The organism is Pseudomonas sp. Leaf15 (genome assembly GCF_001421425.1).
In the GTDB taxonomy this organism is placed as follows: domain Bacteria; phylum Pseudomonadota; class Gammaproteobacteria; order Pseudomonadales; family Pseudomonadaceae; genus Aquipseudomonas; species Aquipseudomonas salomonii.
Window position 1 is genome coordinate 407,277 of record NZ_LMKI01000034.1, and the last position, 23,778, is coordinate 431,054.

General features: G+C 61.6%; 21 protein-coding genes. 7 read left to right on the plus strand and 14 right to left on the minus strand.

The window, feature by feature from the left end; translation table 11 throughout:
* Positions 1-4 precede the first annotated feature (4 nt).
* Positions 5-931, minus strand: a complete 927-nt coding sequence (ctlX, locus tag ASE80_RS25500; RefSeq protein ID WP_056861357.1) for a citrulline utilization hydrolase CtlX — start codon at positions 929-931, stop codon at positions 5-7.
* Between the two features lie 284 nt (positions 932-1,215).
* Here ctlX and ASE80_RS30470 point away from each other — a divergent pair, with 284 nt between their 5' ends.
* Positions 1,216-2,109 carry a GNAT family acetyltransferase gene (locus tag ASE80_RS30470; protein ID WP_082463678.1) on the plus strand — a complete coding sequence of 298 codons (894 nt, stop codon included), beginning with the start codon at positions 1,216-1,218 and terminating at the stop codon, positions 2,107-2,109.
* Between the two features lie 57 nt (positions 2,110-2,166).
* Here the strand turns inward: ASE80_RS30470 and ASE80_RS25515 are convergent, their stop codons facing one another.
* The 5 genes from ASE80_RS25515 to ASE80_RS25535 form a co-directional block, all read right to left on the minus strand.
* Positions 2,167-3,186 carry a branched-chain amino acid aminotransferase gene (locus ASE80_RS25515; RefSeq protein WP_056861358.1) on the minus strand — a complete coding sequence of 340 codons (1,020 nt, stop codon included), beginning with the start codon at positions 3,184-3,186 and terminating at the stop codon, positions 2,167-2,169.
* Positions 3,187-3,381: 195 nt separating this feature from the next.
* The gene (gene lpdA / locus ASE80_RS25520) at positions 3,382-4,761 is read right to left on the minus strand and encodes a dihydrolipoyl dehydrogenase (RefSeq protein ID WP_056861359.1); all 1,380 of its coding nucleotides are present in this window, start codon (positions 4,759-4,761) and stop codon (positions 3,382-3,384) included.
* A gap of 3 nt (positions 4,762-4,764) precedes the next feature.
* Positions 4,765-6,024, minus strand: coding sequence for a dihydrolipoamide acetyltransferase family protein (locus ASE80_RS25525; RefSeq protein WP_056861360.1), 1,260 nt, complete (start codon positions 6,022-6,024; stop codon positions 4,765-4,767).
* The gene (locus tag ASE80_RS25530; protein WP_017136257.1) at positions 6,025-7,083 is read right to left on the minus strand and encodes an alpha-ketoacid dehydrogenase subunit beta; all 1,059 of its coding nucleotides are present in this window, start codon (positions 7,081-7,083) and stop codon (positions 6,025-6,027) included.
* A 1-nt stretch (position 7,084) separates the two neighbouring features.
* Positions 7,085-8,320 carry a 3-methyl-2-oxobutanoate dehydrogenase (2-methylpropanoyl-transferring) subunit alpha gene (locus tag ASE80_RS25535; RefSeq protein WP_017136256.1) on the minus strand — a complete coding sequence of 412 codons (1,236 nt, stop codon included), beginning with the start codon at positions 8,318-8,320 and terminating at the stop codon, positions 7,085-7,087.
* Between the two features lie 195 nt (positions 8,321-8,515).
* On the opposite strand from ASE80_RS25535, the gene bkdR reads away from it, so the two are divergent.
* Positions 8,516-9,004, plus strand: coding sequence for a Bkd operon transcriptional regulator BkdR (bkdR, locus tag ASE80_RS25540; protein ID WP_056861361.1), 489 nt, complete (start codon positions 8,516-8,518; stop codon positions 9,002-9,004).
* 119 nt (positions 9,005-9,123) lie between these two features.
* On the opposite strand, the gene ASE80_RS25545 is transcribed toward bkdR, so the two are convergent.
* Positions 9,124-9,987, minus strand: coding sequence for an MBL fold metallo-hydrolase (locus ASE80_RS25545; RefSeq protein ID WP_056861362.1), 864 nt, complete (start codon positions 9,985-9,987; stop codon positions 9,124-9,126).
* 94 nt (positions 9,988-10,081) lie between these two features.
* On the opposite strand from ASE80_RS25545, the gene ASE80_RS25550 reads away from it, so the two are divergent.
* The 5 genes from ASE80_RS25550 (at position 10,082) to ASE80_RS25570 (ending at position 16,611) form a co-directional block, all read left to right on the plus strand.
* Complete coding sequence (locus ASE80_RS25550; protein ID WP_056861363.1) at positions 10,082-10,417, plus strand: ArsR/SmtB family transcription factor; 336 nt, start codon at positions 10,082-10,084, stop codon at positions 10,415-10,417.
* Positions 10,418-10,468: 51 nt separating this feature from the next.
* On the plus strand, positions 10,469-11,713 hold the full coding sequence (locus tag ASE80_RS25555; RefSeq protein ID WP_056861364.1) for an NAD(P)/FAD-dependent oxidoreductase: 1,245 nt from the start codon (positions 10,469-10,471) through the stop codon (positions 11,711-11,713).
* Positions 11,714-12,520, plus strand: a complete 807-nt coding sequence (locus ASE80_RS25560; RefSeq protein ID WP_017136251.1) for a sulfite exporter TauE/SafE family protein — start codon at positions 11,714-11,716, stop codon at positions 12,518-12,520.
* A 1,299-nt stretch (positions 12,521-13,819) separates the two neighbouring features.
* Complete coding sequence (locus ASE80_RS25565) at positions 13,820-15,466, plus strand: MFS transporter (RefSeq protein ID WP_056861365.1); 1,647 nt, start codon at positions 13,820-13,822, stop codon at positions 15,464-15,466.
* Positions 15,463-16,611 carry an HlyD family secretion protein gene (locus ASE80_RS25570; protein WP_056861366.1) on the plus strand — a complete coding sequence of 383 codons (1,149 nt, stop codon included), beginning with the start codon at positions 15,463-15,465 and terminating at the stop codon, positions 16,609-16,611. Before ASE80_RS25565 ends, ASE80_RS25570 begins: the two co-directional genes overlap by 4 nt.
* Before the next feature lie 121 nt (positions 16,612-16,732).
* Here ASE80_RS25570 and ASE80_RS25575 read toward each other — a convergent pair whose 3' ends face one another.
* The 7 genes from ASE80_RS25575 to ASE80_RS25605 all read right to left on the minus strand — a co-directional run bounded on the left by ASE80_RS25575 (position 16,733) and on the right by ASE80_RS25605 (position 23,694).
* Entirely contained in the window at positions 16,733-17,590 is an 858-nt protein-coding gene (locus ASE80_RS25575; protein ID WP_056861367.1) for an aldose 1-epimerase, read from the minus strand.
* Complete coding sequence (locus tag ASE80_RS25580; protein WP_056861368.1) at positions 17,590-18,870, minus strand: TRAP transporter large permease; 1,281 nt, start codon at positions 18,868-18,870, stop codon at positions 17,590-17,592. Before ASE80_RS25580 ends, ASE80_RS25575 begins: the two co-directional genes overlap by 1 nt.
* Complete coding sequence (locus ASE80_RS25585; protein WP_056861369.1) at positions 18,870-19,397, minus strand: TRAP transporter small permease; 528 nt, start codon at positions 19,395-19,397, stop codon at positions 18,870-18,872. The genes ASE80_RS25580 and ASE80_RS25585 overlap by 1 nt, the downstream gene beginning before the upstream one ends.
* A 64-nt stretch (positions 19,398-19,461) precedes the next feature.
* Positions 19,462-20,424: a TRAP transporter substrate-binding protein gene (locus tag ASE80_RS25590; protein WP_056861370.1), complete on the minus strand. Its 963-nt coding sequence runs from the start codon at positions 20,422-20,424 to the stop codon at positions 19,462-19,464.
* 51 nt (positions 20,425-20,475) lie between these two features.
* Positions 20,476-21,351 carry an SMP-30/gluconolactonase/LRE family protein gene (locus ASE80_RS25595; RefSeq protein ID WP_056861371.1) on the minus strand — a complete coding sequence of 292 codons (876 nt, stop codon included), beginning with the start codon at positions 21,349-21,351 and terminating at the stop codon, positions 20,476-20,478.
* 30 nt (positions 21,352-21,381) lie between these two features.
* Positions 21,382-22,200 carry an NAD-dependent epimerase/dehydratase family protein gene (locus ASE80_RS25600; protein ID WP_056861372.1) on the minus strand — a complete coding sequence of 273 codons (819 nt, stop codon included), beginning with the start codon at positions 22,198-22,200 and terminating at the stop codon, positions 21,382-21,384.
* A gap of 231 nt (positions 22,201-22,431) precedes the next feature.
* Complete coding sequence (locus ASE80_RS25605; RefSeq protein ID WP_056861373.1) at positions 22,432-23,694, minus strand: OprD family porin; 1,263 nt, start codon at positions 23,692-23,694, stop codon at positions 22,432-22,434.
* Positions 23,695-23,778: the final 84 nt, after the last annotated feature.

Sequence of the window (23,778 nt, forward strand, 5' to 3'; positions counted from 1 at the left end):
CTCCTTATTGAAATGAGGTGCGGGCGGGCAGGTGTACTTCCGCCAGCATGCAGCGGGCACTGCCGCCGCCGATGCGTTCGATGTTGTCGATGTTCACCACCACCGGGCGGGTGTGGCGTTCTACATGCGTGCGCTGGGCCGGGTGCAGGGCGATCCAGGCGCTGGCCGACATCACCAGCAGCGGTTGGCCGTCACGGTCGTGGACTTCGAGCATGTTGCCGGCGAAGGCTTCGAGCTGGTCGAAGTCGAGGGCAAGGATGTCTTTGCCGGTGTCGCGCAATGAGCGTTCCAGGGCCAGGCGTTCGCCGGCATCGGGCAGGGCTTGCAGGCACACCACCGAAAGATCACGGCCGACACTCATCATCACGTTGCTGTGGTAGATCGGCGCGTGGTGGCGGTCGACGGCGTGGAAGACGCAGAGTTGGTAGTCGAGGCGTTCGGCGAACTGGCGCAAGGCGTCTTGGTGGGTACGCCCGGAGTGGCAGGCATAGCTGATGCGGTGCTGGCGGTCGAGCACCATGCTGCCGGTGCCTTCGAGGAAGATGTTCTGTTGTTCGAGGTGGCTCAGGTCGATGGTGCTATGGATCGCGAAACGCTGCTCCAGCACTTGCAGCACGCCTTTGTTGCGCTCCAGTCGTCGGTTCTGGCCTTCCATCGGGTACAGCACCAGGCTGCCATCGGCGTGGCTGCTCCACCAGTTGTTGGGGAAGATCGAGTCGGGCGTGTGCGGGGCCGGAGTGTCCTGTACCACCAGCACTTCCACGCCATGTTGGCGCAGGGTGTCGACATAGCCGTCGAACTCTTGCAGCGCTTTTTGCTGCGCGCTCAGTGGATCAAGTGGCGGGCGTTGGAAGCGGTTGTTGATCGCGGTGTCCGGGTTGAAGGCAAAGCGCGCCGGGCGAATCATCAAGACGGTGTTGGTGGTTTGCATGGGTGCACGAATCCATGGGGTGAGCTGTGGGGCTATTTTGTGCGCTGTGGTGGGTCAATCCCGGCTGATATGGTGGGGCGGCTCAGCCGGGAAAGCTGAAAAGTGAGGTGGCGCAGCCGAATCGGCTGGCGAGTTGAAATGCAATCAAACTGTGGGAGCTGGCTTGCCTGCGATGGCAGTCTATCCGTGCCAGATGCGCTGACTGACAGACCGCTATCGCAGGCAAGCCAGCTCCCACATTAGTATGGTGGCGGTCGTGAAACCCGAGCCAGGAAGGAGAATGCATGTCTACCGCTGTTCGTCTTGCCCAACCCACCGACGCCGAGGGCATCAGCCAGGTCATCCTGGCGGCCTTGCACAGCAGCAATGCGCGGGACTACCCGGCGCAGGTGATCGCTCGGGTTGCCAGCAACTTTACGCCTGACGCCGTGCTGGCGTTGTTGCAGCGCCGGGTGGTGCTGGTGGCGATTCAGGATCAGGTGATCGTCGCCACCGCCGCCCTCGATGGCAATGTGGTGCGCTCGGTGTTCGTCAACCCGGCGATGCAAGGGCAGGGCATTGGCCGGCTGCTGATGATCGAGGTTGAACTGCGTGCCGTTGAAGCCGGGGTGACGGTCCTGAGCGTGCCGTCCTCGCTGACGGCCGAGCCGTTTTATACCAAGCTGGGTTTTCACACGGTGCGCGACGTTTACCATGGCAATGAGCGCACGCTGGTGATGGAAAAGGCCTTGTTATCGCGCCATCCCATTGGGCCGTATCGCGATCGTCCGCACCGATCCCAGGTGGTAGCGTTGTGGCAGCAGGCGTTTGGTTATGACACTGCGCATAACCTGCCGAGCCTGGCAATCGACAAGAAGCTGGCGGTCAACGATGGGCTGTTCTTTGTGGCGACGGATAAAAAGGCCGTGATCGGCACCATTCTGGCCGGCTACGACGGGCATCGCGGCTGGCTGTATTCGGTGGCGGTGCACAGCGATTATCGCCGGCAGGGCTTGGGTGCTTCGCTGGTGCGCTATGCCGAGCAGGCGTTGACTGCGTTGGGTTGCATGAAGATCAACCTGCAGATTACGGGCGGCAATGACGCGGTGGTGGGGTTCTACGAGGCGTTGGGGTATGGGGTGGAGCCGAGGATCAGTATGGGCAAGAAGATTGCGGTGAATATTCCCAAGGACGTGTGAGCACACCGAAATCAAATGTGGGAGCTGGCTCCCACATTGGGTTTCGCGTTTTCTGAGTCAGACCTTGACGATCCAACCCGCTGGCGCTTCAACGTCGCCGGTCTGCACGCCGGTCAGCTCTTTGTAGAGCGCCTGGGTGATCGGGCCCACTTCGGTTTCGCTGTAGAACACGTGCAGCTTGCCGTCGTACTGGATGCCGCCGATTGGCGAGATCACGGCAGCGGTGCCGCAGGCGCCGGCTTCCTTGAACTGGTCCAGTTTGTCGATGAACACGTCGCCCTCGACCACTTTCAGGCCCAGGCGAGTCTCGGCCAGTTCGATCAGCGACAGGCGGGTGATGCCTGGCAGCACCGAAGGCGACTTCGGCGTGATGAACTGGTTGTCGCGGGTGATACCAAAGAAGTTGGCCGAACCGACTTCCTCGATTTTCGAGTGGGTCATCGGGTCCAGGTAGATCGCGTCGGCGAAACCGGATTTGCGTGCTTCAGCGCCCGGCATCAGGCTGGCGGCATAGTTGCCACCGACCTTGGCGGCGCCGGTGCCTTGTGGCGCGGCGCGGTCGAACGTGGAGATCTGGAAGTTGTGGGGCACCAGGCCGCCCTTGAAGTAGGCGCCGACCGGGATGGCGAATACCGAGAAGATAAATTCCGGTGCGCTACGCACGCCGATGTTTTCACCGGTGCCGATCACGAACGGGCGCAGGTACAGCGCGCCGCCACTGCCGTACGGCGGGATGAACCGCTCGTTGGCCTTGACCACTTGTTTGCAGGCTTCGATGAAGTCTTCGGTGGTCACATGCGGCATCAGCAAGCGTGCGCAGCTGCGTTGCATACGGGCGGCGTTCTGGTCCGGGCGGAACAGGTTGATCGAGCCGTCCTTGCAGCGGTAGGCCTTGAGGCCTTCAAAGCACTGCTGGCCATAGTGCAGGGCGGTCGAGCCCTCGCTGATGTGCAGCACGTTGTCGTCGGTCAGGGTGCCCGCTTGCCACTCGCCGTTTTTCCAGGTTTGGAGAAACCGCTTGTCGGTCTTGATGTAGTCAAAACCCAGCTTGTCCCAATTGATGCTTTCGTTACCCATGACACCCTCTATCTCTGGTCAACCGCCTGGTCGAAGGCAGGCTTGTCGGTTTTTTACTGGATGGGCGCAACAATACTTCATTCTTGCTTTATGTGGGAGCGGGCTTGCTCGCGAATGCAGTGTGTCAGTCAACACATAGGTGACTGATACACTGCATTCGCGAGCAAGCCCGCTCCCACAGGGGAATGCGGCAGTTTACAGGTGCAGCGCGTGGCCCAATGCTCTTAAAGCCGCTTCCTGAACCGCTTCGCCGAGGGTCGGATGCGCATGAATGGTGCCCGCCACATCTTCCAGGCGCGAACCCATCTCCAGGCTCAGGCCAAAGGCCGTAGACAACTCAGACACACCAGCGCCCACCGCCTGCCAGCCGACAATCAGGTGGTTGTCACGCCGCGCGACCACGCGCACAAAGCCGGTTTTCGACTCCAGGGTCATCGCCCGGCCATTGGCCGCAAACGGGAAGCTCGACACGATGCAGTCCAGGCCGGCCGCCTTGGCTTCGTCCGGGGTCTTGCCGACCACCACCAGTTCCGGGTCGGTAAAACACACCGCCGGGATGGCGGCCGGGTTGAATTCGCGGTGTTTGCCGCTGATCAGTTCGGCGACCATCTCGCCCTGGGCCATGGCCCGGTGCGCGAGCATCGGCTCGCCGCTCAGGTCGCCGATGGCGTACACATTGCGCATGCTGGTCTGGCAACGGTTGTCGATCTGGATCGCCGCACCGTTCATCGCCAGGTTAAGCGCTTCGAGGTTCCAGCCCTGGGTGTTGGGTTTGCGGCCCACCGCCACCAGCACCTGATCGGTTTCCAGCGACAGCGTTTCCCCGTTCGGGTCTCGCACCTGCAGGCGGTTGTTTTCGAAACCGGTGACGCTGTGGCTAAGGTACAGCTTGACCCCCAACTGCTTGAGCGATTCGGCCACCGGCAGTGTCAGCTCGCCATCGTAGGCGGGCAGGATACGCTCCTGCGCCTCGACCACACTGACCTCGGCGCCGAGCTTGCGGTAGGCAATGCCCAGCTCCAGGCCGATGTAACCGCCACCCACCACAATCAGGCGCTTGGGCAAGCGGGTCGGGGCCAGCGCTTCGGTTGACGAGATGATCGGCCCGCCAATCGGCAGCATTGGCAGGTTGACACTTTTCGAGCCGGTGGCCAGCAGCAGGTGCTCGCACTGAATGCGCTGGTCGCCGACGTCGACGGTCTTGCCGTCGACCACCTTGGCCCAGCCGTGGATCACCTGCACTTTGTGTTTTTTGAGCAAGGCGGCCACGCCGGTGGTCAGGCGGTCAACAATGCCGTCTTTCCATTCCACGCTCTTGCGGATGTCCAGGGTCGGCACATCCACTTCAATGCCCAGTTGCGACCCTTGGCTGTGGTGCACGGTTTGCTGGAACTGTTCGGCCACGTGGATCAAGGCTTTGGAGGGAATGCAGCCGATGTTCAGGCAGGTGCCGCCCAGCGCCTGGCCCTCGACCAGAATGGTCGGGATGCCCAACTGGCCGGCACGGATCGCCGCCACATAACCGCCAGGGCCGCCGCCGATAATCAGCAGCGTGGTGTTCAATGTCTGAGGCATGCCTTACTCCAAAAACAGGCTGGCGGGTTGTTCGAGCAAGCCACGAATGGCCTGGATGAATTGCGCCGCGTCCATGCCGTCGACCACACGGTGATCGAAGGAGCTGGAGAGGTTCATCATTTTGCGCACCACGATCTGGCCTTTGATCACCATCGGCCGTTCAACGATGCGGTTGACGCCGACGATGGCGACTTCCGGCAGGTTCAGCACCGGCGTGCTGACGATGCCGCCCAACGCGCCGAGGCTGGTCAGGGTGATAGTCGAGCCCGACAGCTCATCACGACTGGCCTTGCCATTGCGTGCGGCGCTGGCCAAACGTGCGATTTCCTCGGCGTTGCCCCACAGGCTGCGGGCTTCGGCGTGACGTACCACCGGCACCATCAGGCCCACATCGCTTTGGGTGGCGACGCCCACATGCACCGCGCCCAGGCGGGCGATGACTTGGGCTTCGTCGTCGTAACGGGCGTTGATCTGCGGGAAGTCGCGCAACGCCACGACCATGGCGCGCACGATAAACGGCAGCAAGGTCAGCTTGCCGCGGGTGGCGCCGTGCTTTTCATTGAGGTGCACGCGCAACTCGTCCAGCGCGGTGACGTCGATTTCTTCCACGTAGCTGAAATGCGCAGCGCGGCGGGTGGCGTCCTGCATGCGCTGGGCGATCTTGCGGCGCATGCCGATCACCGGGATCTGTTCTTCGCTGTTGCGTTCAGCGTAAGGGTTGGCGGTGCCCGAAGGCTGGGCTGCACCTTGTTGCAGGTAAGCGTCCAGATCTTCGTGCAGCACCCGACCCGCCGGGCCGCTGCCCTGTACCAGGCGCAGTTGAATCCCGGCGTCCAGCGCGTGCTTGCGCACGGCAGGCGACGCCAACGGGCGTTCGTTTGCGTCACGCGCAACCGGTGCCGCAGCAGGTTTGGCGGCTGGCTTTGCTTCGGCCACTGGCGTTGGTTTGGCTTCAACCACCGGCGCTGGTGCAGCTTTAACCGGCTCAGCCACCACCGGCGCATCCTTGGCATTCCCGGCGCCTTCGACTTCAATGCTGATTAAAATACTGCCCACCGCCATGACTTCGCCGGGCTCGCCGCCCAGAGAAATCACTTTGCCGTGCACCGGCGAGGGAATGTCCACCATCGCCTTGTCGGTCATCACATCCGCCAGCACCTGGTCTTCAACCACCAGGTCGCCGACCTTGACATGCCATACCGACAGTTCAACTTCTGCGATGCCTTCGCCAATGTCCGGCATCTTGATAACGTGCGTGCCCATTCAGACCTCCATGACCCGTTTCAACGCCGCGCCCACACGGGACGGCCCTGGGAAATACGCCCACTCTTGCGCGTGCGGGTAGGGGGTGTCCCAACCGGTGACGCGTTCGATCGGCGCTTCCAGGTGATGGAAGCAATGCTCTTGCACCAGCGACACCAGCTCGGCACCAAAGCCGCAGGTGCGAGTGGCTTCGTGCACCACCACGCAACGGCCGGTCTTTTTCACGGAGTTGACGATGGTTTCCAGGTCCAGCGGCCACAGGCTGCGCAGGTCGATGACCTCGGCGTCGATGCCGGTTTCTTCGGCGGCGACTTGCGACACGTACACGGTGGTGCCGTAGGTCAGCACCGTCACGGCCGAGCCCGGGCGCACGATGGCGGCCACGTCCAGCGGCACGGTGTAGTAACCGTCCGGCACTTGCGCTTGCGGGTGTTTGGACCAGGGTGTGACCGGGCGATCGTGGTGGCCATCGAACGGGCCGTTGTACAGGCGTTTAGGCTCGAGGAAGATCACCGGGTCGTCGTTTTCGATCGAGGCGATCAACAGGCCCTTGGCGTCATACGGGTTGGACGGCATCACCGTGCGCAGGCCGCAGACCTGGGTGAACACCGCTTCAATGCTCTGGCTGTGGGTCTGGCCGCCGTAGATGCCGCCGCCGCACGGCATGCGCATGGTCAAGGGGGCGGTGAACTGGCCCGCCGAGCGATAACGCAGGCGGGCGGCTTCGGAGATGATCTGGTCGGTGGCCGGGTACACGTAGTCGGCGAATTGAATCTCGGCGACCGGGCGCAGGCCGTAGGCACCCATGCCCACGGCAACGCCGACGATGCCGCTTTCGGAGATCGGCGCGTCAAACACCCGCGAGCTGCCGTACTTGGTCTGCAAACCTTCGGTGCAACGGAACACGCCGCCGAAGTAGCCGACATCCTGGCCGAACACCACCACGTTATCGTCACGCTCAAGCATCACATCCATGGCCGAGCGCAGGGCCTGGATCATGGTCATGGTGGTGGTGGTCATGGCGGTTTCCAATTCGATGCTGTTGTTGTGATCGTTCATGTCAGACCCCCAACTCTTGACGCTGGCGCTTCAAGTGCTCCGGCATCTCTTTATAAACGTCTTCGAACATGGTCGCGGCGCTTGGAATCTGGCCGCCGGCCAGGGTGCCGTACTGTTCGGCTTCTTTCTGCGCCTTGACCACTTCGGCCTCAAGCTCGGCACTGACCGCCGTGTGCTCCTCTTCGGACCACTGGCCAATCTTGATCAGGTGCTGTTTGAGGCGCGCAATCGGGTCGCCGAGCGGGAAGTGGCTCCAGTCATCGGCCGGGCGGTATTTGGACGGATCGTCCGAGGTGGAGTGCGGGCCGGCGCGGTAGGTGACCCACTCGATCAGGGTTGGCCCAAGGTTGCGGCGCGCACGCTCGGCGGCCCAGGCAGACGCCGCATACACGGCGATAAAGTCGTTGCCGTCCACACGCAGGGAAGCGATGCCGCAACCCACGCCGCGTCCGGCGAAGGTGGTGGCTTCACCGCCGGCGATGGCCTGGAAGGTGGAGATGGCCCACTGGTTGTTGACCACGTTGAGAATCACCGGCGCGCGGTACACGTGGGCGAAGGTGAGGGCGGTGTGGAAGTCCGATTCGGCGGTGGCGCCGTCGCCGATCCAGGCCGAGGCAATCTTGGTGTCGCCCTTGATCGCCGAGGCCATGCCCCAGCCCACGCCTTGCACGAATTGGGTGGCGAGGTTGCCGGAAATGGTGAAGAACCCGGCGTCCTTGACCGAATACATGATTGGCAACTGACGGCCCTTGAGCGGGTCGCGCTCGTTGGACAGCAGTTGGCAGATCAGGTCCACCAGCGGCACTTCGCGGGCCATCAGGATGCTTTGCTGGCGGTAGGTGGGGAAGCACATGTCGTCAATGTTCAAGGCCAGGGCCTGGGCGCTGCCGATGGCTTCTTCGCCAAGGCTTTGCATGTAGAACGACATTTTTTTCTGACGCTGGGCGACCACCATGCGGTTGTCGAAGATGCGCGTCTTGAGCATGGCGCGCATGCCTTTGCGCATGATCTCGGCGGATACGCCTTCAGCCCACGGGCCAAGGGCCTGGCCCTGGTCGTCGAGCACGCGGATCAGGCCCTTGGCGAGGTCGGCGGTGTCGGCGGGTTCTACGTCGATGGCGGGTTTGCGCACCGTACCTGCGTCAGTCAGGCGCAGGTAGGTAAAGTCGGTCTTGCAGCCTGGGCGGCCCGAGGGTTCGGGAACGTGCAGGCGCAGTGGTGCATACGGCTGGTTCATGGCTTTCTACGCTCGATCTTGTGAATTTCTTGTAGTGGGCGCGCTAGCTGACAGTCAGTCTCCGGGTAAGAGAAATCCTGTCCTACAAACATCATAGGCGTGGCGTAGAAGAATATTTATCTGTGTTTCATTGCGCTCAAGACCATTTGCGGATAAAAAAACTGCATAAACATAATAAACAGGTGATTTTGTCTCATGCGCAAACTGGACCGTACCGATATCGGCATTCTCAACGCCCTGCAGGAGAACGCCCGTATCACCAACGCCGACCTGGCCCGCTCGGTCAACCTGTCGCCCACGCCGTGCTTTAACCGGGTGAAGGCCATGGAGGAATTGGGGCTTATCCGCGATCAGGTGACGTTGCTGGACGCCGACCTGCTGGGGCTGCACGTGAATGTGTTCATCCACGTGAGCCTGGAAAAGCAGAACGAGCTGGCATTGCAGCAGTTCGAGGGCGCGATCTCGGACCGGCCGGAAGTGATGGAGTGTTACTTGATGGCGGGCGACCCGGATTATCTGATTCGGGTACTGGTGCCGACGATCCAGTCGCTGGAGCGTTTCATGATGGACTTTCTGACCAAGGTGCCGGGCGTGGCCAATATCCGCTCAAGCTTTGCGCTCAAGCAGGTGCGCTACAAGACCGCGCTGCCGTTGCCGGCCAATGGCATCAGCCTGGGCAACTGAATCACACAAACCCATGTGGGAGCTGGCTTGCCTGCGATAGCGGTGGGCCAGTTGACACATGGGTTACTGATACACCGCTATCGCAGGCAAGCCAGCTCCCACAAGGGAATCGGCGTTTTTTACAGTTGATTGAGTGGGATCTTCAGGTAAAACACGCCATTGTCTTCCGCCGGCGGCATATTCCCCGCCCGCACATTCACCTGAATCGCCGGCAGCAACAGCGTCGGCATTCCCAACCCGGCATCACGCTCGGTGCGCATCTGCACAAACGCTGCCTCATCCACCCCGTCATGCACATGAATATTGCCCGCACGCTGCTCGGCGACCGTAGTCAGGCATTTGGCTTCGCGACCTTCAGGCGGGTAGTCATGGCACACATACAGTTCCGTCTCCAATGGAAAGGCCAGCAGCTTGCGCATCGAGGCATACAACTGCCGCGCATCGCCGCCAGGGAAGTCGCAACGTGCAGTGCCCACATCCGGCATGAACAGCGTGTCGCCCACCAGAATCAGCCGACCGTCGATCAGGTACGCCATGTCGGCGGGAGTGTGGCCGGGCACATGCAGCGCCTGGGCCTTCAAGTTACCGATATGAAAGATTTCATCCGGCGCAAACAGGTGGTCGAACTGCGAGCCATCGACGCGAAATTCCGGCTCCAGGTTGAACAAGCGCTTGAACACATCCTGGACCTTGCTGATGGAGTGGCCGATGGCGATTTTGCCGCCGAGCGTGCGGCGCAGGTAAGGCGCAGCGGACAGGTGATCGGCATGCGCATGGGTTTCCAGCAGCCACTGCACCTGCAAGCCGTGCTCACGCACGAACGCTATGACTTTATCGGCCTGGGTGGTTTCAGTGCGTCCGGACGCGGGATCGTAATTGAGTACCGAATCGACGATGGCGCACGGGCCGCCATCGTGTTCATAGATGACGTAGGTGAAGGTCGACGATGCCTCGTCCAGAAAGGCTTGAATCAACGCTGGCATGGCGGCGGTCCCCGGAAGCGAAAAAAGTGGTTACAATCAGTTTACGTTTACACATAATGTTTTGAGCTTAAGTGACATAAAGGACCCGAGGCAAATGGAATCTACTCTGAGTGAGGGCGAAGTCGCCCAGCTGCGTGCATCGGCGTCCAAGGCCTGCTCCTTGCTCAAGGCACTGGCCAATGAGGACCGCCTGTTGATCCTGTGCCAGTTGACCCAGGGCGAGCGTAATGTCGGCGAGCTGGAAACCATGACCGGCGTGCGTCAGCCCACCCTGTCACAACAGTTGGGCATTTTGCGTGACGAAGGGTTGGTCGCCACCCGTCGGGAAGGTAAATACATTTTCTACGGGCTGGCCAGCCACGAAGTGATTCGAGTGATGAAGACCTTGTCGGGCTTGTACTGCGGCGCGGTCATAAAAAGCTGGGCGTGACGCCATACGGCAGCGACCCTTGTGTGCATTGACGATAAAAGGCAAAAGACCATGACCGAGCAACACTGTGGACCGACCATCAGTGGCGACATCGTAGTCATCGGCGGCGGCTCGGCGGGCATCGGCCTGCTGGCCAGCCTGCTCAAACGCGACCCGCAGCTGAACATCACCCTCATCGAACCTAACGACTACCACTGCTATCAGCCGGCCTGGACGCTGGTCGGTGGCGGCGCCTACGACCTGAAAAAGACCCGACAGCCGTTGGCCGACGTACTGCCCAATGGCGTCGCCTGGGTGCAGGCCGCTGTCGCCGAGTTGTTGCCCGACGAGCAAAGCCTGGTGCTCGACAACGGCCAGCGCGTGACCTGGAACAACCTGATCGTGTGCCCTGGCCTGCGCCTGGCCTGGGAAAAAATCGACGGCCTGGAACAGACCCTTGGCCAGAACGGCGTCACCTCCAATTACAGCTACGAGCACGCGGCCTACACCTGGCAGTTGGTGCAGCAACTCAAGAGCGGCAAGGCGATCTTCACCCAGCCGGCCATGCCGATCAAATGCGCAGGCGCGCCGCAAAAGGCCATGTACCTGTCCTGCGATCACTGGCTCAAGCAGGGCAACCTGAAAAACATCGACGTCGAATTCAACCTGGCCGGCGCCGCGCTGTTTGGGGTGGCGACCTTTGTGCCGCCGTTGATGAAGTACGTGGAAAAATACAACGCCCGTCTGGCGTTCAATGCCAACCTGGTCAAGGTCGATGGCCCGGCGCGCAAAGCCTGGTTTGAAGTCAAAGACGCCGAAGGCAAGGCCACCGTCGAAGAAAAATCCTTCGACCTGTTGCACGTGGTGCCGCCGCAGGTTGCCCCGGATTTTATCCGCCAGAGCCCGTTGGCCGACCCCGCCGGTTGGTGCGAGGTGAACCCGCACAGCCTGCAACACCTGCGCTACCCGCACATCTTCGGCCTCGGCGATGTGTGCGGCACCCCCAACGCCAAGACCGCTGCCGCCGTGCGCAAGCAGATCGTGGTGGTGGCCGAAAACCTGCTGGCCCTGCGCAAACAGGCACCGCTGCCGCTCAAGTACGACGGCTATGGTTCCTGCCCGTTGACGGTGGAGAAGGGCAAGGTGGTGCTGGCCGAATTCGGCTATGGCGGCAAGCTGCTGCCGACCTTTCCGCTGGACCCGACCCAGGCACGCCGCTCGATGTGGTTCCTCAAGGCCACGCTGCTGCCGTGGTTCTACTGGAACGGCATGCTCAAGGGCCGCGAGTGGCTGACCCGCCTGAGTAAGGTGGATTAAATGCTGCTGGCAAGTCTGTTGGGTTTATTGATGGGCCTGGTCATGGGCCTGACCGGTGCGGGCGGCGGCATTCTCGGGGTGCCGGCGTTGGTGCTGGGGCTTGGCCTGACCATGACCCAGGCGGCGCCGGTGTCGTTGCTCGCCGTGGGTGCAGCGGCGGCGGTCGGTGCCATTGACGGGTTGCGCCATGGCCTGGTGCGCTACCGCGCCGCACTATTGATCGCCTTACTCGGCGCGCTGTTCTCGCCGCTGGGCGTATTTATCGCGCACCAGTTGCCCGAACACCTGCTGATGGGCCTGTTCAGCGCCTTGATGGTGCTGGTGGCCTGGCGCATGTTGCAACGCGAAAAGGTCGAGGCCGGGCCCAGCGACCATGGCGCCGCGTCCTGGGGCCAGAAAAACTGCATGCTCAACCAGCAGACCGGGCGCCTGGCCTGGACCGCCAAATGCAGTGCCACGTTGGCGGCTTTGGGGGCCGTGACTGGCGCGGTGTCGGGCTTGCTCGGCGTGGGCGGTGGCTTCCTGATCGTGCCGGCGTTCAAGCAACTGACCGATGTGCAGATGCGCGGGATCGTCGCCACCTCGTTGATGGTCATCAGCCTGATTTCGCTGATCGGCGTGGCTGGGTCGATGCAGGCCGGTGTGAGTATTGAGCCCATGGGCTGGGTGTTTATCGGTGCGAGTATTGTCGGCATGTTGGCCGGTCGGCGTTTGTGTTCGGTGATCCCGGCGCGGGCGTTGCAGGTGGGGTTTGCCAGCCTGTGTGTGGTGGTGGCTGCGGGGATGTTGGTCAAGGCTGCGCTCTGATCCGAATGTGCAATACATTCCAACTGTGGGAGCTGGCTTGCCTGCGATGGCGGCTTGTTGGTGGTGTACATATCCGTTATTTGGGTGATGGCGACTTAGGGTTCCGCCCTGACGGCGGGTCACTTTTGTAAAGACACAAAAGTAACCAAAAAGTCTTCGCCCCAACACTCGGTGCCTCGCTGTGGCTCGGCATGCCCGCAATCCGACACTGATTTGGGGGGCCGCCGCCACGCGCCATCCATGGCGCGGGGCGGCTAAACCGGCATCCCTGCCGGTTTACCCCCCAAATCAGTGTCGAATTGCGGCCATCGTGTTTGACGGGGCGATTTCAGATCAAGATCAAAAGCGCAGATCAAAAGACCGCTGACTTCGTCATCGAAAAGGATGTAAGGGCCAGAGCAACAGCAACAGCAACAGCAGCAGCAACAGCAGCAGCAACAGCAGAGCCATACTCGGTCAAAGGTGGGAGCTGGCTTGCCTGCGATGGCATCAACTCGGTGTGCCTGATGTACCAAGGTGTCTGCATCGCAGGCAAGCCAGCTCCCACAGAAAAGCAGCTCTTCAGTGTATGCAAATCCGCTTAAGGTTGGATGCGGTCAACTGTGGGAGCGGGCTTGCTCGCGAATGCGGTGGGTCAGTCAATTTATCTGTCACTGATACACCGCATTCGCGAGCAAGCCAGCTCCCACATTCAGACCGCGTTGAGTCCGGTACATAGGCTTTTGCTTTGCACTTGATCTGGCTTTTGATTCAACCACTCAGGTCGGCTACTAGGCCGCCGTGCTCTGCTTTTGATCTTGCTTTTGATCTGAGGCGCCCCGTTAACCACGCTGGCCGAACGCAGGCTTGAATCCGTGGGTAACCCGGCAGGACGCCGGGTTAGCCGCGCTGGGCCAAGGATGGCCCATCGCGGCGGCCCACGGATTCTTGAATCCGTGGGTAACCCGGCAGGACGCCGGGTTAGCCGCGCTGGGCCAAGGATGGCCCATCGCGGCGGCCCACGGATTCAAGCCGGAGTGAGGGCACACCGAGCCACAGCGAGGTGCCGAGTGGTGGGGCGAGGACCTTTTGGTTACTTTTGCGTCCTTGCAAAAGTGACCCGCCGTCAGGGCGGAACCCTAAGCAGCCGTTACCGCAGCAACGGATATGTACACCAACAAACCGCCACAGCAAGCAACCCAGCTCCCACAGTTTTGACCATGCCCGCACGAGACATGGCAAGATGAACGCCTCTCAGGTTTACTGGTCCCTGAGTAACGGATTCACCGACCTTGCACGTCGGCTCATCAAGGTCATGCGATGGATAAATACACCCCCCACACCTGGCAACCCCACGAGCGGCCGAGCCTGCCTGGCTCGCCGTCGACGCCGTTGCACCCGACGCACAAGCGCTGGCTGTTTGCGTTGGTCGGGATCCTGGTGGCAATTACCGGCGGGCTCGGCAACGCGCTGGTGATCGCCAACCTGCAATATCTGCAAGGCGCACTGGGCGCCACCACCGCAGAAATGGCCTGGCTGCCGGCCGCCTATGTGATGACCAACGTGTGCATGAACCTGCTGCTGGTGAAGTTTCGCCAGCAGTTCGGCCTGCGGGCGTTTACCGAGGTGTTCCTGGTGCTGTATGCGCTGGTGACCTTCGGCCATTTGTTCGTCAATGACTTGAGTTCGGCGATTGCAGTGCGGGCCGCTCACGGCATGGTCGGCGCGGCGCTGAGTTCGTTGGGCTTGTACTACATGATCCAGGCGTTCCCGGCCAAGTGGCGGCTTAAAGCCCTAGTGCTGGGCTTGGGCACCGCGCAGTTGGCGCTGCCATTGGCGCGCTTGTTCTCCGAAGACTTGCTGCAAATTGCCGAATGGCGCGGGCTGTACCTGTTCGAACTAGGCATGGCGTTGATCTGCCTGGGCTGCGTGTTCATGCTCAAACTGCCGCCCGGCGACCGTTTCAAAACCTTTGAAAAACTCGACTTTCTCACCTTTGCCATCCTCGCCAGCGGCGTGGCATTGCTCTGTGCGGTGCTGTCGTTGGGGCGTATCGACTGGTGGCTGGAAGCGCCCTGGATCGGCGTGGCTTCGGCCTGTTCGCTGGTGCTGATCATGGCCGGCCTGGCCATCGAGCATAACCGCGCCAACCCGATGTTGATGACGCGCTGGCTCGGCAGCGGGGCGATGATTCGCCTGGCGCTGGCGGTGGTGCTGATTCGCATGGTGCTGTCCGAGCAGTCCACCGGCGCGGTGGGCTTTATGCAGATGCTGAACATGAGCTACCAGCAGATGCACACCCTTTACGTAGTGATGCTGGCCGGGGCGATTGCCGGGCTGGTGGTCAGCGCGCTGACGATCAACCCGGCGCACCTGCTGATGCCGTTGATCATCTCCCTGGCGCTGATGGCCACAGGCTCCGTGATGGACAGTTTCTCCAGCAATCTGACCCGCCCGCAAAACCTGTATATCAGCCAGTTCCTGCTAGGCTTTGGCGGCACCTTCTTCCTGGGGCCGACCATGGTGCTGGGCACTAAAAACGTACTGACCAACCCGCGCAACCTGGTGAGTTTCTCGGTGATGTTCGGCATCTGCCAGAACCTCGGCGGCCTGATTGGTGCGGCGTTGCTGGGCACGTTCCAGATCGTGCGGGAGAAATACCATTCCAGCATGATCGTCGAACACCTGACCTTGATCGACCCACGCGTGGCGGCGCGGGTGCAGAGCGGCGGCTCGGCCTACGGCGGTGTGATTGCCGACCCGGAATTGCGCAACCTCATGGGCATTCGCAGCCTGGCCACGGCGGCCACGCGCGAGGCGAATGTGATGGCCTACAACGATGTGTTCATGCTGATCGCGATCATCGCAATCCTCACCATGCTCTGGATCTTCACCCGCAGCCTGTGGCTGATGAGTACCACCAAAACAGCAGCCCCTCCCGTTCAACCCAGCGGCGTTACTTCATGACCGAAACCACCACCACAACCACGACCAACGCCATTGCCTCCACCCCGGAAGGCACGCCACCACCGGGCTCGACCGTTACCGAGCCGCGCTCGCTGCGGGTGCGCATCGTCTCGTCGCTGGGCTTTGCCGCGATTGCCATCGTCGGTGTGTTGATCGTGCTGTATGCCTGGCAATTGCCGCCGTTCAGCAGTGCGGTGGAAACCACCGAGAACGCCCTGGTACGTGGCCAGGTGACGATTATTGGCCCGCAACTGAGCGGCTATGTGTATGAAGTGCCGGTGCAGGACTTCCAGTACGTCAAGGCCGGCGACCTGCTGGTGCGCCTGGATGATCGCATCTACAAGCAGCGTCTTGACCAGGCGCTGGCGCAATTGGCGGTGCAGAAAGCCTCCTTGGCCAATGTGGTGCAGCAGCGCAACAGCGCCGAAGCCACCATCAAACTGCGCCAGGCGGCGCTGGTGGACAGCCAGGCCCAGGCACGCAAAAGCACCGCGGACCTGCGCCGTAATGAAGAGTTGATCAGCGATGGCTCGGTGTCCAGGCGCGAGCTGGACGTGACCCGCGCCGCGAACGCGCAGACCATCGCAGCGGTGACCCAGGCCCAGGCCAACCTGGAAATCGCCCGCCAGGACCTGCAAACCGTGATCGTCAATCGCGGCTCCCTCGAAGCGGCGGTGGCCAGTGCCGATGCGGCCGTGGAGCTGGCGCGTATCGACCTGTCCAACACCCGCATCATTGCGCCGCGTGACGGCCAGCTGGGGCAGATCGGCGTGCGCCTGGGCGCCTACGTCAACTCCGGCGCGCAGTTGATGGCGCTGGTGCCGCCGCAGCTGTGGGTGATCGCCAATATGAAAGAAACCCAGATGGACAATGTGCAGGTCGGCCAGCCGGTAACGTTCACCGTGGACGCGCTCAACCACCGCAAGTTTCACGGCACGGTGCAGCATATTTCCCCGGCGACCGGCTCGGAGTTCAGCCTGTTGCAGGCGGATAACTCCACCGGCAACTTTGTGAAGATCGCCCAGCGGGTGCCGGTGCGGATTACGGTGGACCCGGATCAGGCCGAGAGCGAGCGCCTGCGGCCGGGGTTGTCGGTGGTGGTGAGTATCGACACGGCGGGCCGCCTGAAAAACAGCCCGCCTTGACACCATGCTGATCAAAAATGTGGGAGCTGGCTTGCCTGCGATAGCGGTTTGTCAGGTCCAGGTGTGCAGGCTGACACACCGCCATCGCGGGCAAGCCCGGCTCCCACAGGGTTTTTTGGGGTTATAAAGGTTGGTATTTCAGGTTGAAATTGAGGTGAGTTGACTGGCCTTTTTCCAGCAGCTTCAGGCCGGGCCTGCCCGGCAGGTGATGTGCATTCACCGGATGACTCACCGGCTCGATGCAAAAGAACCCCAACCCCGGCGGGCAGAACAGCAGGAAGTAATCGGCGCCGCTGGCCTGGCATTCCAGTGCATAGCCCAACTCCGGCTGTTCGATGCGGCAACGCCCGTCCCACTGGCAAAACCCATTGTCCACCAGGCCTTGTGGCAACCCCTTGAGCTGAGTGAAATCCCATTCGGCAGGCACCGGCGCCAACTCGGTCGGCAGCTTGGACGCATCACTCATCCACACCTGCGACGCCTTGGCCTGCAACCGCGTGCCCGGCCTGCGCGGTAAATACGGATGCAACCCCAGGCCGTGCCACGCGGCGTCTTCGGCCAGGTGCGTCACGCGTAACTCGATACTCAGTTCGCCGCCACGTAAGCGAAACCGCTGCTCGGCGCGATAGGCAAACGGCGTCTCGCACGCCACCGCCAGCACCACTTCATCCGCCGTCTGGCTTACCACCTGCCACGCCTGTTGCCAGGCCGAACCGTGAATCGGCAGCGGGTCGAGCGGGCTGTTGGGCGTGAGTGCCAGCCAGCCGCCGGGGTTATCGAAACCGCCTTGGGCCACTCGATTGGACCACGGCGCCAGCGGGTAACACGCCAGCTTGCCCGGCAGCCCGGTGTTCAGCGCCGCTTCGTCGCTAGGGCGCAACAGCGGCTGCCCGGTGGCGCGCACCGTCCAGTTGACGATGCTGCCACCAACGGCCGGGGCGAGGGTGAGCTGAGTCAGGTTGTCTTCAAGTTCAATCATCAGAGCACCAGATGCGGCAACCAAAGTGACAGAGCGGGAATGTAGGTCACCGCCATCAAGACCAGGAACAGTACCGCATAAAACGGCAGCAGCGCCGCCACGGTTTTCTCGATACTGACCTTGCCCACCGCCGCGCCCACAAACAGCACTGCGCCCACTGGCGGAGTGATCAGGCCGATGCCCAGGTTCACCAGCATGATCATGCCGAAGTGCACCGGGTCGACGCCGATACCGAGCACCACCGGCAGCAGGATCGGCGTGAGGATCAAAATCAGCGGCGCCATGTCCATCACCGTGCCGAGCATCAACAGCATGACGTTGATGCACATCAGGATCACGTAGCGGTTGTCCGACAGGGTCAGGAACAGCGTGGTGATCTTCGCCGGAATCTGCATCAGGGTCATGATGTAGCCGAAGCTGGCGGCGAAGGCGATCAGGATCATCACAATGGAAATGGTGCGCACCGTGCGGTGCATCAGCTTGGGCAGCTCGCGCCATTTGTAGTCGCGGTAGATGAACATGGTCACGAAAAATGCCCAGAGCACGGCAATCGCGGCCGACTCGGTGGCAGTGAAAATGCCCGAGAGGATGCCGCCGAGAATGATCACCATGGCCATCAAGCCCCAGAGTGCATCGGCGCAGATTTTCAGCGCCTGTTTGAGCGGGATGACCTCGCCCTTGGGGTAATTGCGCTTTTTCGCGAAGATCAGGCACAGCACCATCAGGCACGCGCTCATCAGCAGCCCAGGCACTACGCCCGCCATAAACAACGAGGCGATCGAGACCGTGCCACCGGCCGCCAGGGAGTAGAGCACCGAGTTATGGCTGGGCGGCGTCAGCAGGGCCTGCACCGAGCCGCTGACCGTGACGGCGGTGGAGAACTCGCGTGGATAACCCTGGCGCTCCATTTCCGGGATCAGCACCGAACCGACCGAGGCGGTGTCGGCCACCGACGAGCCGGAAATCGCGCCAAAAAACGTCGACGCCACGATGTTCACCAACGACAGGCCACCGCGCACAAACCCCACCAGCACCCCGGCAAACGCGACCAGGCGGCGTGACATGCCGCCCTCGGCCATGATCGCCCCGGCCAGCACAAAGAACGGAATCGCCATCAGCGAAAACTTGTTCACCCCGCCCGCCACCTGAATCATCAGGGCCTGGAACGGGATGTCGATCCACCACGCGCCGATCAGCGCCGACAACCCGAGGGCGTAGGCCACCGGCATGCCGATCAGGATCAAGGCGATAAAACTGCCCAGCAGCATCAATGCGTCCATCAGGCAGCCCCTTCGTTTTCTTCAACCAGGTCGAAGCGCACCACACGGCGCTGGCTCTGGTCACCGAGCAAGAGTTTTTCCAGCACGAACACCAGCGTCAGCAGCCCGCCAACCGGGATCGGCATATAGGTGATGCCCACACGCAGGGTGGGGATCGCGCTCATGAACTGGTTCCAGGTGGACAGGCACAGCTTGCTGCCCCAGACGGTCATGAACAGGCAGATGGTGGCCATCAGCAGTTGCGTGATAACACCGACGATTTGCCGTTGGCGCGGTGGCAGGCGGTCGGTGACCACGGCCACCGACATATGCGCGCCGGCACGGTAACTGGCCGCCGCGCCGACAAACGTGAACACCAGCATCAGCAGGATGGCGGTGGGCTCCGGCCAGCTTGCGCCGGTGCCGAGGATGTAGCGGGCGAAGATGCCCCAGGGAATGATCAGCGCGACCCCGAGCACCGAGAGGCCAGCGACCCAGATGCAGGTCATGTAAATGCGGTCGTTGATGCGCAGCAATAAATTCTTCATGGCGTTCACCGTAACCGGGCGCGTCAATGCGGACCGCGCCGGGCCTGACTAAAGGGAAGGGTGATTACTCGACCGCGTCGATGCGCTTGATGATGTCGGCGTAAGCCGCACCGTACTTGGCGCGAACCGCTGCGGTGGCGTCATAGAAGGGTTTTTTGTCGACAGTGATGAACTCGACGCCGGCCTTCTTGAGCTTTTCCTCGCTGCTGGCGGACTTGGCGTCCCATAGCGCGCGCTCATCTTTCTGGGCGAGCTTGGCGGCTTCTTTCACCATGTCTTGCTGGGCGGGCGTGAGTTTGTTCCAGGTGATTTTTGACATCACGATGGGTTCGGGCAGGATCAAGTGTTCGGTGAGCGTGTAGTACTTGGCGTTCTGGAAGTGGTTGTGCTCCAGCAACGTCGGCGGGTTGTTTTCTGCGCCGTCGATGACGCCGGTCTGCAAGGCGCTGAAGATTTCGCCGGTGTCCATGGCAATGCCGTTGGCGCCCATCGCATTGAAGGCTTCGATGAAGATCGGGTTGCCCTGAACGCGAATTTTCATGCCTTTGAGGTCTTCGATCTTGCGCACCGGCTTCTTGGTGTAGAGGTTGCGCGTGCCCCCGTCCATCCAGGCCAGGGCCACCAGGCCGAACTCGGAGTCGGTGATCTTGGCGAGGATTTCATCGCCGATCTCGCCGTCGATGATTTTGCGCATATGCGCCTGGTCGCGGAACACGAACGGCAAGTTGAACACGTTCACGTCCGGCACCACCGGCCCGACGATACCGAGGCTGACGCGGGTCATCTGCACCGCGCCGACCTGAGCCTGTTCAACCACTTCTTTTTCGGAGCCCAGCACACCGCCCGGGAAGTATTTGAAGGTCAGTTCGCCGTTGCTTGCCTCAGTCAGGGCCTTGCCCATGTTCTGTTCAGCAACGACGGTGGGGTAGCCGGCGGGGTGGATATCGGCGAATTTGATTTCCAGCGCGTGGGCGGCGGTGCTGAGGGTAAAGAATGCAGCGGCGAGCAAAGTGCGTTTGAAGTCCATGGGGTGTCACTCCTGTCTTATTGTTGTTGTATTCAAGGCACAGCGATGCAGCTAGAGGGTGAACGTGGGCTCCGGCAATCCGCTGACGCCGGGGTTGAGGGCAAACACGCCGCCGGCGACCGACTGCTCACTGTGGTCATCACGGATCGAGGTGACGAACAAGGTGTCCAGCCGGCTGCCGCCGAAGGCGCACATGGTGGGTTTTTTGACCGGCACATTGAGGGAACGGTCCAGGCGGCCATCCGGGGTGAAGCGGTGAATCAGCCCGGCGTCGTTGGCGCAGATCCAGTAGCAGCCGTCAGCGTCGACTGCCGCGCCATCGGGGCGCCCGAGGAATTGATGCATGTCGACAAATACCCGGCGGTTGGACGGCGTGCCGGTGTCGATGTCGTAATCGAACGCCCAGATTTGCTGCACCAGCGAGTGAGAATCGGAGGCGTACATCGTGCGGCCGTCCGGGCTGAAGGCCAGGCCGTTGAGGGTGATGAACCCGTTCAGTTGCGCATGGGGCGCGGCGCCTGACGCATAGCGGTAAAGGGTGCCTTCGGCCGCATTCAAGCCCATGTTCAGCACCATGCTGCCGGCCCAGAAGCGGCCCTGGCGATCACAGCGGCCATCGTTGAGGCGCATGTCCGGGCGCGGGTGCTCGACACTCGCCAGAGGCGTGGTGTCGAGGCTGCCGTCGTGATGCGGGGTGAGTTGGAAAAACCCGCTTTCCATGCCTGCGAGCCAATTGCCCGCGTCGGTGCGGGCAATACAGGCAAGCATCTGCGGGGCTTTCCAGGCGGCGACGTGGCCGGTGGCGGCGTTCCAGCGTTGCAGGCTGCCGTTGGGGATGTCCACCCAGTACAGCGCGTTTTCCTGCGGCACCCACACCGGGCATTCGCCCACGGCATTGCGGGCATCGACGATCAATTCAGCAGTCATGGCAACTCATTCCCTTGGGTTGATGTGCGTTCAGTCACCAAACGGCCCCGCCGCGCAGAACGCGCCGCCCTGGTAGACTGCGGCCGGGTCGTCGGCGGCCACTGGCGGCTGGGCTTCGACCTTGGCGCGGAACACTTCGGAGCTGTCCTTGGGCGCAAAACCCAGGTGCGCGGCGTAGCGGTTGTCCCACCAGGTATCGAGGTTATCCGACATGCCGTAGACCACGGTGTGGCCGACATTCGGCGTGTACAGCGAGCGCTCGAGCAGTTGGGTCAGGTCATCGAAACTCAGCCAGGTGTGCATCATCCGGCGGTTCTGGGGTTCCGGGAACGAGGAGCCGATACGGATGCTCACAGTCTCGATGCCGTAGCGATCGAAGTAGAAGCTGGCCATGTCTTCGCCATAGGATTTGGACAAGCCGTAGTAGCTGTCCGGGCGACGTGGGGAGTGGGCGTCGATGTGTTCGTCCTGCTTGTAAAAGCCGATCACATGGTTGGAGCTGGCGAAGATCACGCGTTTCACGCCATGGCGGCGGGCGGCTTCGTAGATATGGAAAATGCCGCTGATGTTGGCGCCCAGCACCTCTTCGAAAGAGCGCTCCACCGACACACCGCCGAAATGCAGGATGGCATCGACGCCTTCCACCAAGTGGTGCACGGCTTGTTTGTCGGCCAGGTCGCAGGGTTGCACTTCTTCGAACTCACCGGCCGCCGGGGCCATGTTGGCGATGTCCGACAGGCGCAATACCTGGGCATAAGGGCGCATGCGTTCGCGCAAGACTTTGCCCAGGCCGCCGGCAGCACCGGTGAGCAGCAGGCGGTTGAAGGGAGCAGGCGTGGTGGTGGTCATGGGAATTCCATTGTTGTTGTAGGTTGTCGTATGACTTGGTGGAAGTATCGTTTTGGACTCCCTGGGTTGTCAACGCCCTTGCAGGCCAGTGGCGCTCAAAAGGTGGGAGCTGGCTTGCCTGCGATTGCGGTCCGCCAACTGACATATCTTTTGCTGATAGTCCGCTATCGCAGGCAAGCCAGCTCCCACACAAGGGCGCTGCCACACATGTCGGTTCCTGCAGGGGGCGCGTTACAGCAACGAGATCGGGTAGCTGACAAAGATCCGATTCTCATCAAACTCGTTGTTGCTGAAATCCCGACGCATGGTCGAGTTGCGCCAGCGCACATTCAAATCCTTCAGTGAGCCGCTCTGCACCGTGTAGGCCAGTTCCGACTCGCGGCCCCATTCCTTGCCATCGGTGATGGCGCCGGTGTGTACGTTATTGCCGCTGATGTAGCGGTTCATCATGGTCAGCCCCGGAATGCCGAGCACCACGAAGTTGAAGTCATGGCGTATCTGCCAGGATTTTTCCTTGGCATTGTCGTAGCTGGCGTTGTAGCTGTCGTTGGCCAGGGTGCCGCCGCTGGTGCCGTTGACCCGCATCCACACGCTGTCGCCGGTGAGTTTTTGCAGGCCCACATAGAAGGCGTTGCCTTTGTATTTGGCCGAGAGCAGGGCGGAATAGGTTTTGTTGTCGAGGTTACCGGCCAGCGCGCTGCCGTCTTCCTTGCCATTGAAGAACCCGAGGTTGGCGCCAAAGGTCCAGTCGCCGACCGGCTGGCTGTGGGTCAGGTTCAGGTATTGCTGCTGGTAGATGTCTGTGAGTTCGGCGTACCACACGCCGACCTGGGTGCGTTTGTCGTTGAAGGTGTATTCGCCGCCACCGAAGTTGAAACGGTCGGAGGTGAACGCCGCTTTGCCGTTCATGAACATGTCTTCCATGCTCCCGTCGTTGCGCGGGCTGTTGCCGCGAAACTGGCCGCCGTAGAGCGTCAGCCCGGCGAATTCATTGGAAGTCACCTGACCGCCACGGAAGGTTTGCGGCAACGAACGGCCGTCGTCCGAGCGCAGGATCGGCAGCACCGGCATCCATTCGCCGACTTTCAGTTCGGTCTTCGACAGCCGGGTTTTCAGCGCCACGCCCAAGCGCCCTAAGTTGTCGGCGGGGCGGCCATCGCGGTCGAGTGGCAACAGCTGGGTACCGCCGGTACCTTTGCCACCATCGAGCTTCTGCGAAAACAAGCCCAGCACGTCAATCCCGAAGCCGACGGTGCCTTGGGTGAAGCCGGATTTGGCGTCGAGGATGAAGTTCTGCGTCCATTCCTCGGCCTTGCCCTGTGGATACGTGGGGTTGGTGAAGTTGCGATTGAAGTAGGCGTTGCGCAGGTTGAGCGTGGCTTTGGCATCGTCGATAAAGCCTTCCGCCTGGGCGCTGAGGGGCAGGGCGAGTGCCAGGCTGCTGAAGCTGATAAGACCGAGACGCGAGGAGGAATTGCGGGCGAATTGAGGCACAGTGAAGCTCCCTTTCGTTTTGTTGTTTTTATTATTTGTTATACGTTGTCGTACAACATTGCGAGGGATATTTGCGGGGTTTTC